This is a genomic window from Microbulbifer mixtoriginis (SeqCode) (assembly GCF_052467235.1).
Genome location: NZ_CP174305.1, coordinates 2,335,629 through 2,350,565, shown reverse-complemented (window position 1 = coordinate 2,350,565; position 14,937 = coordinate 2,335,629). Strand labels below are relative to the sequence as shown.

Annotated in this window: 15 protein-coding genes; 8 read left to right on the top strand and 7 right to left on the bottom strand. The window is 49.7% G+C overall.

Going from position 1 to position 14,937, the window contains the following annotated elements:
• Positions 1 to 2: 2 nt before the first annotated feature.
• The 5 genes from ACJJIO_RS10385 to ACJJIO_RS10365 are packed head-to-tail and all read left to right on the top strand — an operon-like array spanning position 3 to position 7,043.
• Entirely contained in the window at positions 3 to 1,001 is a 999-nt protein-coding gene (locus ACJJIO_RS10385; protein WP_444910931.1) for an AAA family ATPase, read from the top strand.
• 5 nt (positions 1,002 to 1,006) lie between these two features.
• Positions 1,007 to 1,909 carry a DUF58 domain-containing protein gene (locus ACJJIO_RS10380; protein ID WP_444903564.1) on the top strand — a complete coding sequence of 301 codons (903 nt, stop codon included), beginning with the start codon at positions 1,007 to 1,009 and terminating at the stop codon, positions 1,907 to 1,909.
• Position 1,910: 1 nt separating this feature from the next.
• On the top strand, positions 1,911 to 3,134 hold the full coding sequence (locus ACJJIO_RS10375; RefSeq protein ID WP_444903563.1) for an N-terminal double-transmembrane domain-containing protein: 1,224 nt from the start codon (positions 1,911 to 1,913) through the stop codon (positions 3,132 to 3,134).
• Positions 3,127 to 5,355: a hypothetical protein gene (locus ACJJIO_RS10370; protein ID WP_444910930.1), complete on the top strand. Its 2,229-nt coding sequence runs from the start codon at positions 3,127 to 3,129 to the stop codon at positions 5,353 to 5,355. The genes ACJJIO_RS10375 and ACJJIO_RS10370 overlap by 8 nt, the downstream gene beginning before the upstream one ends.
• Positions 5,352 to 7,043 carry a hypothetical protein gene (locus ACJJIO_RS10365; protein WP_444910929.1) on the top strand — a complete coding sequence of 564 codons (1,692 nt, stop codon included), beginning with the start codon at positions 5,352 to 5,354 and terminating at the stop codon, positions 7,041 to 7,043. The genes ACJJIO_RS10370 and ACJJIO_RS10365 overlap by 4 nt, the downstream gene beginning before the upstream one ends.
• Here ACJJIO_RS10365 and ACJJIO_RS10360 read toward each other — a convergent pair.
• Together ACJJIO_RS10360 and ACJJIO_RS10355 are read right to left on the bottom strand one after the other, a co-directional pair.
• The gene (locus ACJJIO_RS10360) at positions 7,035 to 7,595 is read right to left on the bottom strand and encodes a lipocalin family protein (protein ID WP_444910928.1); all 561 of its coding nucleotides are present in this window, start codon (positions 7,593 to 7,595) and stop codon (positions 7,035 to 7,037) included. The genes ACJJIO_RS10365 and ACJJIO_RS10360 overlap by 9 nt on opposite strands.
• Positions 7,596 to 7,734: 139 nt before the next feature.
• Positions 7,735 to 8,511, bottom strand: coding sequence for a ferredoxin--NADP reductase (locus tag ACJJIO_RS10355; protein ID WP_444899372.1), 777 nt, complete (start codon positions 8,509 to 8,511; stop codon positions 7,735 to 7,737).
• A 124-nt stretch (positions 8,512 to 8,635) separates the two neighbouring features.
• Here ACJJIO_RS10355 and ACJJIO_RS10350 point away from each other — a divergent pair, with 124 nt between their 5' ends.
• The 3 genes from ACJJIO_RS10350 (at position 8,636) to ACJJIO_RS10340 (ending at position 10,747) form a co-directional block, all read left to right on the top strand.
• A complete protein-coding gene (locus tag ACJJIO_RS10350; protein WP_252084054.1) occupies positions 8,636 to 9,523 on the top strand; it encodes a LysR family transcriptional regulator in 888 nt (295 codons plus the stop codon).
• Positions 9,524 to 9,823: 300 nt separating this feature from the next.
• The gene (locus ACJJIO_RS10345) at positions 9,824 to 10,321 is read left to right on the top strand and encodes a hypothetical protein (protein ID WP_444910927.1); all 498 of its coding nucleotides are present in this window, start codon (positions 9,824 to 9,826) and stop codon (positions 10,319 to 10,321) included.
• A gap of 27 nt (positions 10,322 to 10,348) precedes the next feature.
• The gene (locus ACJJIO_RS10340) at positions 10,349 to 10,747 is read left to right on the top strand and encodes an ApeA family protein (RefSeq protein WP_444883332.1); all 399 of its coding nucleotides are present in this window, start codon (positions 10,349 to 10,351) and stop codon (positions 10,745 to 10,747) included.
• A 52-nt stretch (positions 10,748 to 10,799) separates the two neighbouring features.
• Here ACJJIO_RS10340 and ACJJIO_RS10335 read toward each other — a convergent pair whose 3' ends face one another.
• The 5 genes from ACJJIO_RS10335 to ACJJIO_RS10315 are packed head-to-tail and all read right to left on the bottom strand — an operon-like array spanning position 10,800 to position 14,936.
• Positions 10,800 to 11,333, bottom strand: coding sequence for an acyloxyacyl hydrolase (locus ACJJIO_RS10335; RefSeq protein ID WP_444910926.1), 534 nt, complete (start codon positions 11,331 to 11,333; stop codon positions 10,800 to 10,802).
• A gap of 32 nt (positions 11,334 to 11,365) precedes the next feature.
• On the bottom strand, positions 11,366 to 12,595 hold the full coding sequence (locus tag ACJJIO_RS10330; protein WP_444910925.1) for a beta-ketoacyl-ACP synthase: 1,230 nt from the start codon (positions 12,593 to 12,595) through the stop codon (positions 11,366 to 11,368).
• Complete coding sequence (fabG, locus tag ACJJIO_RS10325; RefSeq protein ID WP_444910924.1) at positions 12,595 to 13,323, bottom strand: 3-oxoacyl-ACP reductase FabG; 729 nt, start codon at positions 13,321 to 13,323, stop codon at positions 12,595 to 12,597. The genes ACJJIO_RS10330 and fabG overlap by 1 nt, the downstream gene beginning before the upstream one ends.
• Positions 13,324 to 13,770 (bottom strand): hotdog family protein, encoded by a 447-nt coding sequence (locus tag ACJJIO_RS10320; RefSeq protein WP_444903557.1) that lies wholly within the window; start codon positions 13,768 to 13,770, stop codon positions 13,324 to 13,326.
• Positions 13,771 to 13,775: 5 nt separating this feature from the next.
• A complete protein-coding gene (locus ACJJIO_RS10315; protein ID WP_444910923.1) occupies positions 13,776 to 14,936 on the bottom strand; it encodes a beta-ketoacyl-ACP synthase in 1,161 nt (386 codons plus the stop codon).
• Position 14,937 lies beyond the last annotated feature (1 nt).

Here is a 14,937-nt window from a genome sequence, read left to right as displayed (position 1 = left end):
TTATGCTGACCACCCTGGAAAATAGTATCGAACAACAACTGCACAGCCTCGACAATCTTCAACAGGAAATTGCGCGGGTGATTGTCGGCCAGAAACCTGTGGTGGAACAGATGCTGATCTGCCTGTTGGCCGGCGGCCACGCCCTACTCGAAGGGGTGCCGGGACTGGGTAAAACCCTGCTGGTAAAAACCCTCGCCGATGCCAGTGCGCTGGATTTTAAGCGGGTACAGTTCACCCCGGATTTAATGCCCGGAGATATTCTCGGCAGTGAGATCCTCGAAGAGGATCACAGCACCGGCAAGCGCTTTTTTAAATTCCAGCAGGGCCCGGTTTTCACCAATATCCTGCTCGCCGATGAAATTAACCGCACACCGCCGAAAACCCAGGCAGCCCTATTGGAGTCCATGCAGGAAGGCTCAGTAACGGTGGGCGGTAAAACACTCAAATTGCCCGATCCCTATTTCGTATTGGCCACACAAAACCCCATCGAACAGGCCGGCACCTATCCGCTGCCGGAAGCTCAGCTGGACCGCTTCCTGTTAAATATTCATATCGACTATCCCGATGAGCGGGATGAAGTTGAAATCCTGCGCTCCACCACCGGTGCCAGCAGGGTCAAACCCAGTCCCAGCCTGGATGCGGAGCAACTGCGGGAAATGCAGAAACTGGTGCGAGAAATTCATGTCAGCGACGATCTGTACCGCTACGTGGCGACACTAGTGCGCGCTACACGCATGGAAACCAGCGGCAGCGATACCCTGCAACAGTGGATCAAGTGGGGCGCCGGTCCCCGCGCGGGACAGGCTCTGATTCTCGCTGCCAAGGCGCGGGCCCTGTTGCAGCGACGCCTCGCCGTCACCCGCGAGGATATCCGTAGCCTGTTACTGCCGGTATTGCGCCACCGGGTGCTGCTCAGCTTCCAGGCCCAGGCCGATGGCGTGCAGATGCCACAGCTGATTGACGAATTACTGACAGCGGTGCCGGAACCGGGCCGGGACTGATCAGCGTGGAATATCTGTCCCCCAAAACCCTGGCCAGTTGTCGCGATCTGGTGTGGCTGTCGCGACATATTGCCGAGGGCGTGATGCTCGGTGTGCAACACAGCCAACGCCGTGGCACCGGTCTGGAATTTCACCAATACCGAGGCTATCAAGCGGGCGATTCCATTCGCCATATCGACTGGAAACTGTTCGCCCGTAGCGATCGCTACTATGTGCGCGAGACCGAGCAGGAGAGCCGTATGCACGTGTGCTTTGTGCTCGATACCAGCGCCTCCCTGAGCCAGGCAAGCTTTGTCGAGCCCAGCCTGAATAAACTGCATTACGCCAAGTGCTGGATTGCCAGCCTCTGCTGGCTGCTCAACGCCCAGGGAGACAGCTATTCCCTATTGGCGTTTAACAACAGCCGGACGGTTTATGTGCCCGAAGGCCAGGGTGAGAGCCACCAGCGCCAAATCGCCCTTCAGCTACAACAACTCGACGCCAGCGACCGCTGGCCAGATCGCGCTCAACTGGCGCCGCTGTGGCAATACTTTGAACGCCCCTGTCAGGTGGTGTTGCTGAGTGATTTTTTTCAACAGGGCAATGAGATCGGCGATTTTGCCGCACGCTTGCATGCCGCCGGCCGCCCCTGCCTGCCACTGCAATTGTTAGTTGAGGCAGAACAGACTTTTCCTTTTGGCGGAGAGCTAAAGCTGCTCAATCCAGAAGTAAGCGCCATTACTCCCGCAACTTTAGAAGTGGACGCCGAGCGGCAACGCCAGTCTTACCTGGATGCTTTTGCTCAAGCACAGAGCGAGTTAAAAGCACGCTTTGCCACACAGGAGTGTTCACTGCAGACCGACCTTATCGAGCAACCTGTGGAAAAGTCATTGCAGCAATTTATTCAACTGCACGGCAGGTTGTGCTGAGATGTTGTGGATAAATAACTTATTTCAATCCCCACAGTGGCTATGGCTATTCACTGCCCTGATTATCCCTGTCGCCATTCATTTGCTGCGCCGAAGTAATCCACAGCAGATCTCCTTTGCTGCGCTGCAATGGGTACAAAGATATTCACAGAGTCGCGCGCGCCGCCCTCTTGTGGATAACAAGTGGTTGCTGCTATTGCGCCTGCTAATCGTCGCCCTGCTGGCAAGTTTATTGGCTCAGCCGCTGATTAAACGGAAAATTTATCCCCAAGAGGGCGTGATACTGGTAGACCCCAGAATTGGGGCGGGCGAAGCGAATACATTTATCCACAATTCACTGCCGCAGCTTGTGGGGGAAGGTTATAAAGTGCTGTGGTTATCCCCAGAAACGCCTTCGGTAACCTCACCCCCACCACAAAATGTGGACCTGTGGAAAACTCTATCAGCACTATCACGCCGGGCGGATTTGCGCAGGGCTCATATCCTGTTGATAAACAACGGGGTTCCAGCATCCCACCAGGCACTGAGATTCAGTCCCCATTGGCAGTGGCACGGCCTCAACAAAGCATCCACAGCTCCGAGCCAGGCATTACCGAGTATCGCTTTAATGGGCAAGGCGCCCAGCTGGTGGGCGCCTGTGCTGGAAGACTGGCAAGGCAATATGCCGGGACTATCGGTGCATATTCAGGAACAAGAAGAGACACCCAATGCCGAGCAGGCAGATTGGTTGATCTACACGGGCCCCGCGCCCCTGCCACAAGCCGTGCTGGAATTTGTTTCAGATGGCGGCCTGTTAATCACCGACAACAGCATCCCCCCTACCGATAATCTCAACTTCGTTGCTGTGGATAACAGCCAGTCAGCTCAAGCGGCCTCAATGGGACGGGGAAGTTGGCTGCGCTACGAAAGTGACTGGTACAGCGAGGCCTTTTATCGCCGCGCAGATTTGCCCGAACTCCTGTGGCAGCACTGGTCTGGGCAAGACTGGGCTCTGCAACACCAAAATCGTGGCTATTGGTCTGCCAATAAAAAAGTAGTGGCAGACATAGCTGGGGCAGGCCTTCCTGTAGAAGACAGCGAGGTAAAAAACCGTCGTATTGTACAACTGCAACCCTGGTTAATAGCCGCCCTACTGTTACTTCTGGCTTTTGAACGCCTAATTATCCTATCGCGACCTGCAGTCATTATGGCAACTGTTAGTAACGGGGAGGCTGACCATGGATAAGCGTGAGTCCACCCTTAATGCTGTGCGCAGGCGCTGGCAACTGACGGCCCTACGGCCCTATCTCTGGCTTGCCACTGGCCTCAGCCTTCTGGCTGGCTTGGGCATTTTTGTATTCGGCTGGCCACAGTGGTTATTGTTCGCCTGGCTCGGAATTATTGTTGTAGCAATTCTATTGGATCGCAGCTGGCGCCTAAGCCCTGAAAGCCTATGTCGACAGTTGGATGGACAATATCCACAGCTACAAGACAGCAGCCAGTTGCTTAACCAGCAGGAAACCAACCAAAGCCCATTGCAGCAATTACAGCGCGTGCGTATCGAAACAGAGCTGCAACAACTGCTAAAAAGTGGCGACAGATCGTCTTTCGGTCCAAAAAAACTCCGCAGTGCCCTGACAAATGCCTTCGGTGCCTGCCTGGGACTATTGTTATTTGTACTGAGCGATTCTCTCTTCACCGGGGATAAAACTGAGACCACGCAACAAAATACAGCTATTCCCGTTGCCGAAAAACTTGCCATAACGCGCGCGGCAACCCATATCCAGCCGCCCGCCTACACTGGGCTCACAGCCAACAACCAATCCCTACAAATCGATGTGCCGGAACAGTCTGCGGTCCAGTGGCAACTTGAATTGAATCAACCGGTGCAAGGGCTGGAAATGCTGGCCGAAACTGAGCGCTTCGCCTTTTCTCCACTAGGTGATCTACCCAGTAAAAAATGGCAATTACAACGCACGATCGCTAAAGCAGACTTTTACCAGCTCTCAGTGCAACTCGCGGAGAGCCAAATGCTATTGCCGGAAATTCATAATATTCGGGTGCAAAAAGACAGTGCCCCGGAGTTTACCTTTGAGGCACCCAGCTTGCGCGTCGATACGATTCAAGGCAGCGCTCAAAGTATTCCCGTGAAAGTAATCATTAATGATGATTACCAGGTGAGTTCTGCGGATTTATTGGTCACCCTCGCCAGCGGCACAGGGGAAAATTTACGCTTTCGCGAAGAGCGTATTGCTCTCACCAGTTTGCAACCCACTGCTTTATTAACAAACTCCTCGGAAGATAAGAAAGCAGCTCGCTACGATTTCACCCTGCCCATCCACCAGTTTTCCATGGAAGCGGGAGATGAACTCTACTGGTATTTGGAGGCCAGGGATAACCGCGAGCCCAGCGCCAACGTTGCCAAGAGCCAACACTTTATCTTGCGCTGGCCGCAAGAAGAGATTTTCGGGCTGAGTGACAGCGAGGGGATGGCGATTAAGATATTACCGGAGTACTTCCGCAGCCAACGTCAGTTGATTATTGACACCGAGGCCCTACTAGCCGAGCGAGAGCAGCTGCATCCACAGGAGTTTCGCAAACGCTCCGAGGGTTTAGCCTATGAACAGAATTTGCTGCGCATGCGCTACGGCCGCTTTCTCGGCGAAGAGGATTCGGAAGCGGAGCATTCTGGAGCAGAAAGCGAGAAGCACGATGATGAAGAGGAGTCCGAATACGGCCATAGCCACGACCATACAGAACAAGGTGAGCACCAGGCACATGGCGAAGAAAATGCCACTCCCTTTGCACAGCGAGACTCCCATTTCCAACAGGCAGAGCGCATAGCTGCTTCTGCCGGACACCGGCATGACAGCTCAGAGCATGCCACCCTGTTCGACCCCCAAACCAAGGAGCTACTGCGCAACGCGCTGAATGCCATGTGGAGTTCCTGGCGCGACCTGTCGGTTATAGAGCCCCAAGCCTCCCTGCCCCACCAGCACCGGGCTCTGAGGTTTATCAAGGAAGTACAGCAGGCTTCACGTATTTACTTACAGAGAGTCGGCTTCGAGGCGCCGCCCGTAGACGAAAGCCGTCGGCTTAGCGGTGAACGGGAAGACGTAGCGCCAGAAACTGTCGACAGTGCCTTTGAACAAATACAAAGAGCACAGGTGCTCGCCCTAATGGCCCAGGTAGATGCTGGAGCCGAACTCGATACCGATTTACTGGTGCAGATAAATGAGCTAGCTGCAGAGCAATCACCAGAGCTCGGCCTGGAGCTCGCCAAACAGCTACGTTTATACCAGCAGCGCCACCAACAACCGAACTGTGTTGATTGCACTGACTCCCTGAGCCAGCTGCTCTATCAGCTACTACCAGTACCTGAGTCTGCGCCTTCACTGCCTTTGCAAGCTGAGGCCGACGGCCATTTCAATCGTTGGCTACATCAGCAAGGGGAGAAGTCATTGTGATTGATTTCTTGATACCCGGCCTGTGCCTGTTGGCCTGCTTAGCATCACTCGTACTATTGCACCGCCGAGGTGCCAAGCCGTTCGACTATGGCCTGCAACTGGCGATTTGGTTGAGTGCCTGGATGCTCTGGCAGCCGCCGGCAATCATTCCCACCGAGCGCAATATCTCTATCGACAGCAAACAGCTGGCGAGCTCACATCCAATAAATCTCAATGGTGTGGAATATATCTCTCTCAATGGGGAGCCACTCGGCCGCGACAAACTTCGGGACCTGGCACCGGTGCGTCTGGAGTTATCGAAAATCCTGGAATCTGATGGCCGCTGGGAATTGGACTGGCAGCGGCAAATTACCTTGGGTGATTCTTTAAAGTTAAAGGTTCACAACAGCCAGCCACTGACTGAAAACGTAAAAATTAGTCTGCTCAATCCCTACGGCCATATTGAAGACAGTCTTGAGCTAAAAGTGGGAGAAACAATTCAGGCACAACTCACTGCCACTCCAAAACTCGTAGGCTCCCAGCTATACCGGGTACGGACGGAAAGCGAAGCCGGCGAAACCCATACAGATCCTTTACCCATCCTGGTGCGAGAACCGCTCCAACCCAAATTATTACTGTGGCTGGCACGCCCCTCTTTTGAGACAGCCGCCCTCTCCCGCTGGCTGCGCCAATCCGGTGTAACAGCACAAGTGATGACCCAGTTGGCACCTGAAATTAGTAGAAAAGAAACTCTCAACGGCCTTCCACTTACCGAGTCTGCGGATTTATTCACGAATGAAAGTCCCTTCGATTTAGTGATACTCGACAGCAGTTTGTGGCCACAATTTTCTGCTCTGCAAAAGCGTCAGCTCAACGAACTGGCCACTACAAAGTCACTGTTATGGTTAGTCAGTGACGATAGCTCTGAAGAGTTTCTCCAATATGCTGCTGCCCAATCCATGCCTCTACAAAAGGAAGAAGCCACCCACTTACACTCCAGCTTTGGCTACCAAAAAGCGGACAATCCGGAGATTCCCCCACTGCGTAATCTTGGCTTCAAAGTCACACAGCCCGGCTCCTACGACTTTTTACTGGGCAATGGAGAGCCCCCACTTTTCTGGGGGCGTTCGACTGAGACACAACACCTGGGGTTTATCCTATTTAGTGGCAGCCATCGCTGGCTAACCAGTGGCTTTACTACTGAATTCGCCAGCCTGTGGAAGTCCATTATTGATTACCAACTCAAGCATTTGGGTAGTCAGCAGCCAGTAATCCTCTCCAATGAGTTACCGCGTACACAAGAACGCATCACCCTATGCAGCCCACTTTTTTCTGATCAGAGACCAATATTATTAAGCTCCCAAACTGAGTCCCAATCCATTGGCGGGATTGCTGTAAATACTAATACCCAGGGCCAGTGTTACAGCTTCTGGCCACAGAGTTCTGGCTGGCATCAGCTTAAGACTGATATGGATGGGGAGCCGGTATTAAACTTCTATATCTTTGCCAAACAGGACTGGCCCCAGTGGCAACGGTCCCTAAATACCAGAGAGACCCGACAAATGGCCGCCGCACGCTTGGGGCCAGTTGATAATCGTCACTCAGGCAAAATGCCTATTGAGCGCCAATGGCCGGCTTTGATTTTGCTGTTATTGGTCTGCACAAGCTGGTGGAGGGAGCGCAGAATCTTGAATAGGCCCTTATCTTGAAGACTGCGCGGAGGGTTTATTACCCGGCTGCGCCTCCTGCTTGGGGAAAATCAGCTGGTCGACGGGATAACCCATCGCCTTAGCTTTCTGTAAAAACCGCTCCAGAACATCCTTGGGCATAGTCGGGGTGCGGGACAAGATCCACAGATAGGATTTGTTATAGCCGGAAACCATCGCATATTGATAATCGCCTGCCAGGGCAATCACGATATAGGAAGAATAAAAGGGCCCAAGGAAAGAAACTTTCAAGTGTCCTACATCTTTTGCACCAACAAACTCGGCCTTCCCTCTCGCCAATTGCCAATCATCACGCGCTTGTGAATAACCGGTATTCACCACTGCGACAGAACCATCGGGGTTGAGGCTGTAGTCCGCCGTTACCAGGGTTAGACCCCGCTCGAAAGAGTGGTCCAAGCGGGCTATCTCATACCAGTGGCCTAAATAGCGCTGCAGCTGGAAATTCTGTACGGGCTCAACCCCCTCCGGCACCCGTGTACAGGCGCCTAGCCACAGAAAGGAAAACAGTAGTATTCCCAGGGAAAACCGCTTCATCTAGCCACTCCCAGCAAATTCACCCTCGAATCAAAATAGAAGGCAAGGGTTTCACAAGGTCAGGATAGTTTCGAGCGTTTGTATTTCACCCATAAAAAAACCACCGCGTGGGTGGTTTTTCATCGCTGGACTGGCCAACTTATTTTTCGACGAAAGCGCGCTCAATCACATACTCGTGAGGCACGCCTGCGCGGGTCTCCTTGAATCCCCAGTCATCTAGGATATTGGTGAGATCCTTCAGCATTGCCGGGCTACCGCACAGCATAAAGCGATCTTCTTCAACATTCGGCTTGGGCACATCCAGATCTGTAAAAAGTTTTCCGGACAACATTAAGTCGGTCAGGCGGCCGGTATTACGATAAGGCTCACGGGTCACAGTAGGGTAGTAGAGCAGCTGCTCACGCACCATCTCACCAAAGTACTCATGCTCAGGTAGCTCATTCTCGATCTGCTCCTGATAGGCCAGCTCAGAGACATAGCGCACCCCGTGGGTAAGGATTACCTGGTCGAAACGCTCGTAGACAGTAGGATCTTTAATAATGCTCATGAAAGGTGCCAAACCGGTGCCCGTAGACAGCAACCAAAGGCGCTTGCCAGGTAACAGGTGATCCGCAACCAAAGTACCGGTGGGCTTCTGGCTCACATAGATCTCATCACCCGGCACAATCTTCTGCAGACGAGAAGTCAGGGGTCCATCGGGTACCTTGATGCTGAAGAATTCGAGCTCATCTTCGTAGTTGGCACTGGCAATGGAGTAGGCACGCAGCAGTGGACGGCCGTTATCCTGCTGCAGACCGATCATCGTGAAATGTCCGTTCTCAAAGCGAAAACCCGAATCTCGGGTGGTCTTAAAGCTAAACAGCGTGTCGTTCCAGTGATGGACATCCAACACCTTCTCTATATTCAATTTGGACATAAACTTAAAACCGGTTATTCCACGAATCTCTTGATAGTTGAATTTTAGCTCTGGAAGATCTATTGGCAAAGTGGGATATTTCGATATTCCTTATCTATTTTAACGATTAAGTGGAGAATTCCCTTTGCGCTATACCTTGCGCCAACTGGAGGTATTCCTGGCCTGTGCCCACCACGAGAATGTGAGCCGCGCGGCAGAGAGCCTGAGCATGTCCCAGTCTGCCGCCTCCACCGCCCTAAAAGAGTTCGAACAACAGTTTGAGCTGCGCTTATTCGAGCGCACCGGCAAGCGCCTGCGCCTGAATGAGCTGGGTAGGCAACTATGGCCCAAGGCGGAGGAACTGCTGGAACGGGCACAGGAATTAGAACAGAGCCTCGCCAGTCATCGCGATCTGGGGCGCCTAAAAATAGGGGCAACCCTAACTATTGGCAATTACCTGGCAGCGAATGTAATGGCGCGATACATGGAAGAGCAACCCGGCACACGAGTGGAGCTGGAAGTCGCCAATACCTCGGCAATTACAGAGCGGGTGCTCAACTTTGAGTTAGACCTTGGGCTTATTGAGGGTGAATTTAATCACCCAGATCTGGAAATGATTCCCTGGCGCAGTGATGAATTGGTCGTCTTTTGCGCCCCCTCTCATCCCCTCGCCAAACGCAAGCGCCTGACAGACAGAGATCTGCTCAAAGCCACCTGGATTACCCGGGAGCCCGGTTCCGGTACACGTCAGACTTTTGAGCGTGCAATGGTCGGACTACTACCAAAACTCCATATTTTGTTGGAGCTTCAACATACAGAGGCCATTAAGCGAGCGGTGGAAGCTGGGCTCGGTATCAGCTGCCTATCTAGAGTCTCTTTAGCTGATGCCCTGAAGCGGGGCTCATTAATCGAATTGCCGGTATCACAGAGAAATTTTCACAGAGAATTTTATTTCGCCCTACATCGACAAAAATATAGAAGTGCGGGGATTGAGCGATGGTTGGAGTTATGCCAATCCATCGAAATCAATTAAATGAACCCTCAATGAGATTTAGTTTTCCGAGCACTACGGTATCAACTGCTAAATTTTAGCTTTTGACGGCAATATACATTTGTCAGTGTCGAGAAATTTAAAGATGACTGATGGATATAAAATGAATTTTGAGTTCCGTTATATTACTTTTCAGTGAAAAATCATCTGTCCTAAAGTTCGTTTAACCACTATTGTCAGGCTTTCTTATCTGGTAAATTATCGCGCATAAAAATTCGACAATTTATCAATTTGGCTACATCTGTATACTTCCTGGCAGTTGTAATATTTCTTTGAGGCAATATGAATATCAGCGGATTTAAAGTCGTACTAGCTGGTACAATTTTAAGTATCTCTTCTTTAGCAATGGCAAAAGATGTCATTAAGATCAATTCAGCAGCTCACTATCATGATGAGAAAGTAATTGCTGCCAATATACTTAGTGAATGCCCGAATCTCGGCTCGCAGTTTTCTAATTCGACCCATAAGTTTCTTAGTAAATATGGATACTATATCTCTTCAACGTCTGAACTAAATCCTCAGTCAGAGGGCTATATTCTCAAACTAAGTATTCTAAATGCCCTGAGTTCTGGTAACGCTTGGTTAGGACATAGAAAGTCGGTATCTATTGAGGCGGAACTTTACAATAATGGAAAATTAGTAGACAGTTTTACTAATACTAGAAATTCTAGTGGTGGGTTTGGTGCAAACTTTAAGAGTTCTTGCCAAGTACTCCAACGCTGTGTTCATACACTTGGTAATGATGTAGCGAAGTGGATGAAGAAAAACCACGAAATTTGATCCTAAAACTACCAACAGGATATTTAAATGAAAAATTTTAAGAAAATATTGTTCTCTGCGGCTTTTGCATTAACTCTCGCTGGCTGCACCAGTAATCCAGTCATGAATATCCAAGAAAGAAGTATTCCTGACCGCCTTGATGGTTCTGCACAAACTCAGGATACCATTAAAAAATCAATTATCGCGGGATGTATAGCAAGAAACTGGACTTGTCGTGAGGTCGCCCCTGGACAAATAATCGCTTCAATTAATGTTCGCAAACATCACGCTGAGGCAGATATCAAATACGATATGGATAATTATAGTATTACTTATAAAGATAGCGATCTGCTTGATTACAATGAAAAATACTATACTATCCACAGAAATTACAATCGCTGGGTACGTAACTTGAATGATGCGATTATTAAGCAGTTATCAATTTAAAGCTTAAGCATTCTCCCAATGATACCTATCATTGGGAGAATACGAGTATTTTTTAAAGTCTTATGCCAACATTTAAGACAAATGGCATATCTATACCATCATTTTCATCAAAAAAATTAGCATTTGAAAAGTGCTTCCAAGATACCATTAGTACCAGATCCTCCTTTTTCCTCCAGTTAATTCTTGCGCCATAACCCACCTGCGCCTGAAAAGAAAAGTTGTTCTCTTGGCGTCGATCGCCTAAATAGTTACTGGATATATAACTGGGGCCCAATGCTCGAACAAAGAAAAAGGGTTGCCCCCAACTTCTTTGCCTTGGGTACAAATTTAACTGCGGGTAAATGGAAAAAGCCCTTATGCGTTTATTTTCATCCGCACTAGTACTAATTTCTGTGTAACTTACACCTATATCAATATGCTGCCGATAACTCTTTTCAAACGTTTTAAAGGAGTAGTCTAAGCCAAAGGTCTTGTTATTTTGTTTTGAATCCGGCTGTGGTCCACCACCAAAACTTAACAACAATTCGTCAGCTAATACTGGCTGAGCTAAGAAAATTATTGAAACTACAGCCAGTATCCACTTCATCTGCTATCCCTTATTTAAAGGTCACTCATCTATTAATTAAGAATTTTTTTAAATATTAATGAAGTATTAATTCCACCAAAGGCGAAATTATTACTCATGACATATTCTGTATCGATGTGCTTGCCGGGGCCTTGGATAAATTCCAAGTCCGCACAATCAGCATCAACTTCTGCCAAATTCATTGTGGGATGGAACCAACCATTGCGCATCATCTGGATACTTGTCCAAGCTTCCAAAGCGCCGCAGGCACCTAGAGTATGGCCGGTATAACTCTTGAGGGAACTGATAGGCACAGCACGACCAAACGCATTGCGAGTCGCATGGCTCTCGGCGATATCTCCTCGGTCCGTGGCAGTACCATGTGCGCTGACATAACCTATCTCACTAGCATCTACGCCAGATTGAGCTATAGCTTGCTCCAGAGCCACCTGCATAGTCCTCGACTGGGGTTGAGTAACATGGCTACCGTCAGAATTAGTACCAAAGCCAACAACTTCCGCATAAATTCTGGCTCCACGTGCAACGGCGTGCTCATACTCCTCCAGAATCAGCGTGCCAGCACCTTCACCGATCACCAATCCATCCCGGTTTCTATCAAAGGGACGTGGGGTCGCTTCAGGAGTATCATTTTTTGTGGAGGTAGCATAAAGCGTATCGAAAACTGCCGCCTCAGTTGCACACAGCTCCTCTGCACCACCGGCGACCATAATAGTTTGGCTACCATTGCGGATCGCTTCATAGGCATACCCAATTCCCTGGCTACCAGAAGTACAAGCAGAGCTGGTGGTGTAAACCCGCCCACACAAACCAAAAAATACTCCGATATTGACCGCAGCCGTATGAGACATCATTTTTATATAGCTGGTGGCATTCAGCCCATCAGTACGATGATTTAGTAGCATATTGCCAAAATCAGCGATAGCAGCGGGAGTTCCCGCAGAGGAGCCATAGGCGACACCGGCAGCTCCACTTTTGAGAATGGGGTCATCCAACAATCCCGCATCCTGAAGAGCAATTTCACTGGCGCGAACCGCCATTAATGAGACGCGCCCCATGCTGCGAACGCGTTTGCGATTGTAATGAGATGGCTTTTCAAAATCTTTTACTGGGGCACCAAGGCGAGTTTCAAGTCCCTCATACTTGTCCCAGTCCTCCATATAAACAATTCCGGAACGACGGCTCTGCAAAGACTCACTAACCGACTCCCAATCTTGGCCGATAGGAGATATTCCGGCCATTCCTGTAACAACGACACGCTTCATTAGCAGAGACCACCATTTACGGAAATAACTTGACGGGTAATGTAAGCAGCCCGCTCATGCATTAAAAAGGCTACAGTCGCTGCGACTTCTTCAGGCTTGCCCATTCTGCGGGTTGGAACCATTTTTAAAATGTCTTCAACCGGCAAATCTTCATCCAGCATATCGGTATCAATAAGACCCGGAGCAACACAATTAACGGTGATTTTTCGTTTCGCCAGCTCCAGTGCGAGCGCTTTACTCGCACCAATCAAACCAGCTTTAGACGCGGAATAGTTTACCTGTCCTCGATTTCCAGCGACGCCAGAGACCGAAGTCATCACAACTATTCGACCGGGAGCACGGCGTCTAACCATGGGCATAGTCAGGGGATGCAAGACGTTGTAGAAACCATCCAGATTTGTGTGAACGACTGAATCCCAATCCTCGGCAGGCATTGCGGGAAAAGCATTGTCAGCAGTTACACCTGCATTGCATACAACCCCATAGTAACAACCGTGTTCATCGACATCTTCTAGCAAAACATCTTTAGTTTGGTTCCGATCAGAAATATCAAACTGAAGAATTCTACTTTTACTTCCTAGCTTAGCAATTTCCTCTGCAACCTCTTCAGCTTGGTCACGGCGGCTACGGCAATGTAAAACGATATTATAACCATCTTCAGCTAACTGAAGGGCAATTGCCCGACCTATACCACGGCTTGAACCCGTAACTAAAATCCACTCAGACATTTAATTTCTACCCTTCAAATACTGTTCCACGTTGTCCGGTTGATATACATTTAACCGCGCACTTTGCTCGATGGAGGGGCCCTTTATTACACACTCAAATGTCGCCATGCCATTCTCAGCCTGCAGCAAACGCTGGACTTCAATCGTCAGTTCATCGCCACAGCGATAACTTTCAACATTTGACACAAATTTACGGGTACCCAATAAAAAGCCCAGGCGAACCTCTTCGCCCCGTTCCTTGGCGTGGTAACCGGAAAATGCCGCTATTGACTGGGCCATATACTCAATTCCCACATAGGCGGGAACACGACCGTCGCGAGAAAAAATTCCATCATCTCGGACCCGCAATTTTGCCAGCAGTTGTTCCTCATCTACTGAAACTACTTCATCGAGAAGTGACATATTTCCACTGTGTGGAACCAATTCTCCAGCAGTATATTTTTGCATATATTTTACCTCTGACTGCCCATAATTACCGAGCAGTTACTCCCACCAAACGCGAAGGAGTTACTCATTACGTAGCGCAATCCTCCAGCAGCTTCTTGGCCCTGGCAAAGGTTCAGCCGCACAATCTCCGGATCATAATGCCCATCATACTGATGGGGGGGGAGTTGATCATTTTGCAGGGCAAGCCAGCAAAAGGCCGCTTCAAGTGCACCAGCAGCTCCCAATGTGTGCCCGGTTAAAGGTTTAGTGGAAGAGCAAGGCAGTTGGCTTCCAAACACCCTTTCAACGGCTAAAGCCTCCATAGAGTCATTTTGTGGTGTGCCCGTACCATGGAGATTTAGATAATCAATATCGCTTGCATCCAAGCTCGCATTTTCCAGTGCTCTGCGCATACAGGCCTCTGCACCGCGCCCCTCTGGATCTGGAGCCGACATATGGTGGGCATCAGACGTGGCAGCAACACCGGATAGAATCACAGGCCCAGGTTCTTTGGTCATCACAAATATTGCGCCAGCTTCCCCAAGATTAATACCATCCCGATTAACGCTGAAGGGGTTGGTCTGGCCCGCACTAAGTGCCCCCAGGCTATGAAAGCCACGAATCGTCATGCCACAAAGAGAATCCACACCACCAACAACCACAGCATCACAAACATTGGCAGAGAGAAGGCGCCGGGCACTGGCAAGGGCATTCGCACTGGATGAACACGCTGTAGAAACTGTAAGTTGTACGCCTTGCACACCCAGATACTTTGCGACAAAAGTACTAAGTCCTGCCATTTGCTGTTGAAGCCGGTAATTGTAACCAGTGTCTTTTTTACCACTGAGGTAAGATTCACCAGAATCGATCCCAGAAGTTGAAGTTCCCATAACCACTCCAACTCGGCTTGTACCATATCTTTCAACAAGACTACCGATCTCTGATTCGATTTGGCCCAGTGCAGCCAAAGCCAGCTGATTATTACGGCAGTGATAGGCTTGTAGCGAACTCGGTAATTCTGGCAACTTCTCCTGCACAATACCCAGGTTTCCCTGATAGTTTAATAATCGGTTTTCATCCAGTCGCATAAAAGAGCTATCACCGCTAAAAAGGGGTTTAGCTACCGATTCAGCAGAATTTCCCAGGGTACAGATGATGCCCATATGATTAAGATAGAAATTAGTCATA

Coding starts and splice junctions, on each gene's coding strand:
- ACJJIO_RS10335 (WP_444910926.1), bottom strand. CDS start 11,333: ATGAAGTGGATACTGGCTGTAGTTTCAATAATTTTCTTAGCTCAGCCA.
- ACJJIO_RS10360 (WP_444910928.1), bottom strand. CDS start 7,595: ATGAAGCGGTTTTCCCTGGGAATACTACTGTTTTCCTTTCTGTGGCTA.
- ACJJIO_RS10340 (WP_444883332.1), top strand. CDS start 10,349: ATGAAAAATTTTAAGAAAATATTGTTCTCTGCGGCTTTTGCATTAACT.
- ACJJIO_RS10320 (WP_444903557.1), bottom strand. CDS start 13,770: ATGCAAAAATATACTGCTGGAGAATTGGTTCCACACAGTGGAAATATG.
- ACJJIO_RS10375 (WP_444903563.1), top strand. CDS start 1,911: ATGTTGTGGATAAATAACTTATTTCAATCCCCACAGTGGCTATGGCTA.
- ACJJIO_RS10345 (WP_444910927.1), top strand. CDS start 9,824: ATGAATATCAGCGGATTTAAAGTCGTACTAGCTGGTACAATTTTAAGT.
- ACJJIO_RS10315 (WP_444910923.1), bottom strand. CDS start 14,936: ATGACTAATTTCTATCTTAATCATATGGGCATCATCTGTACCCTGGGA.
- ACJJIO_RS10355 (WP_444899372.1), bottom strand. CDS start 8,511: ATGTCCAAATTGAATATAGAGAAGGTGTTGGATGTCCATCACTGGAAC.
- ACJJIO_RS10370 (WP_444910930.1), top strand. CDS start 3,127: ATGGATAAGCGTGAGTCCACCCTTAATGCTGTGCGCAGGCGCTGGCAA.
- fabG (WP_444910924.1), bottom strand. CDS start 13,323: ATGTCTGAGTGGATTTTAGTTACGGGTTCAAGCCGTGGTATAGGTCGG.
- ACJJIO_RS10330 (WP_444910925.1), bottom strand. CDS start 12,595: ATGAAGCGTGTCGTTGTTACAGGAATGGCCGGAATATCTCCTATCGGC.
- ACJJIO_RS10385 (WP_444910931.1), top strand. CDS start 3: ATGCTGACCACCCTGGAAAATAGTATCGAACAACAACTGCACAGCCTC.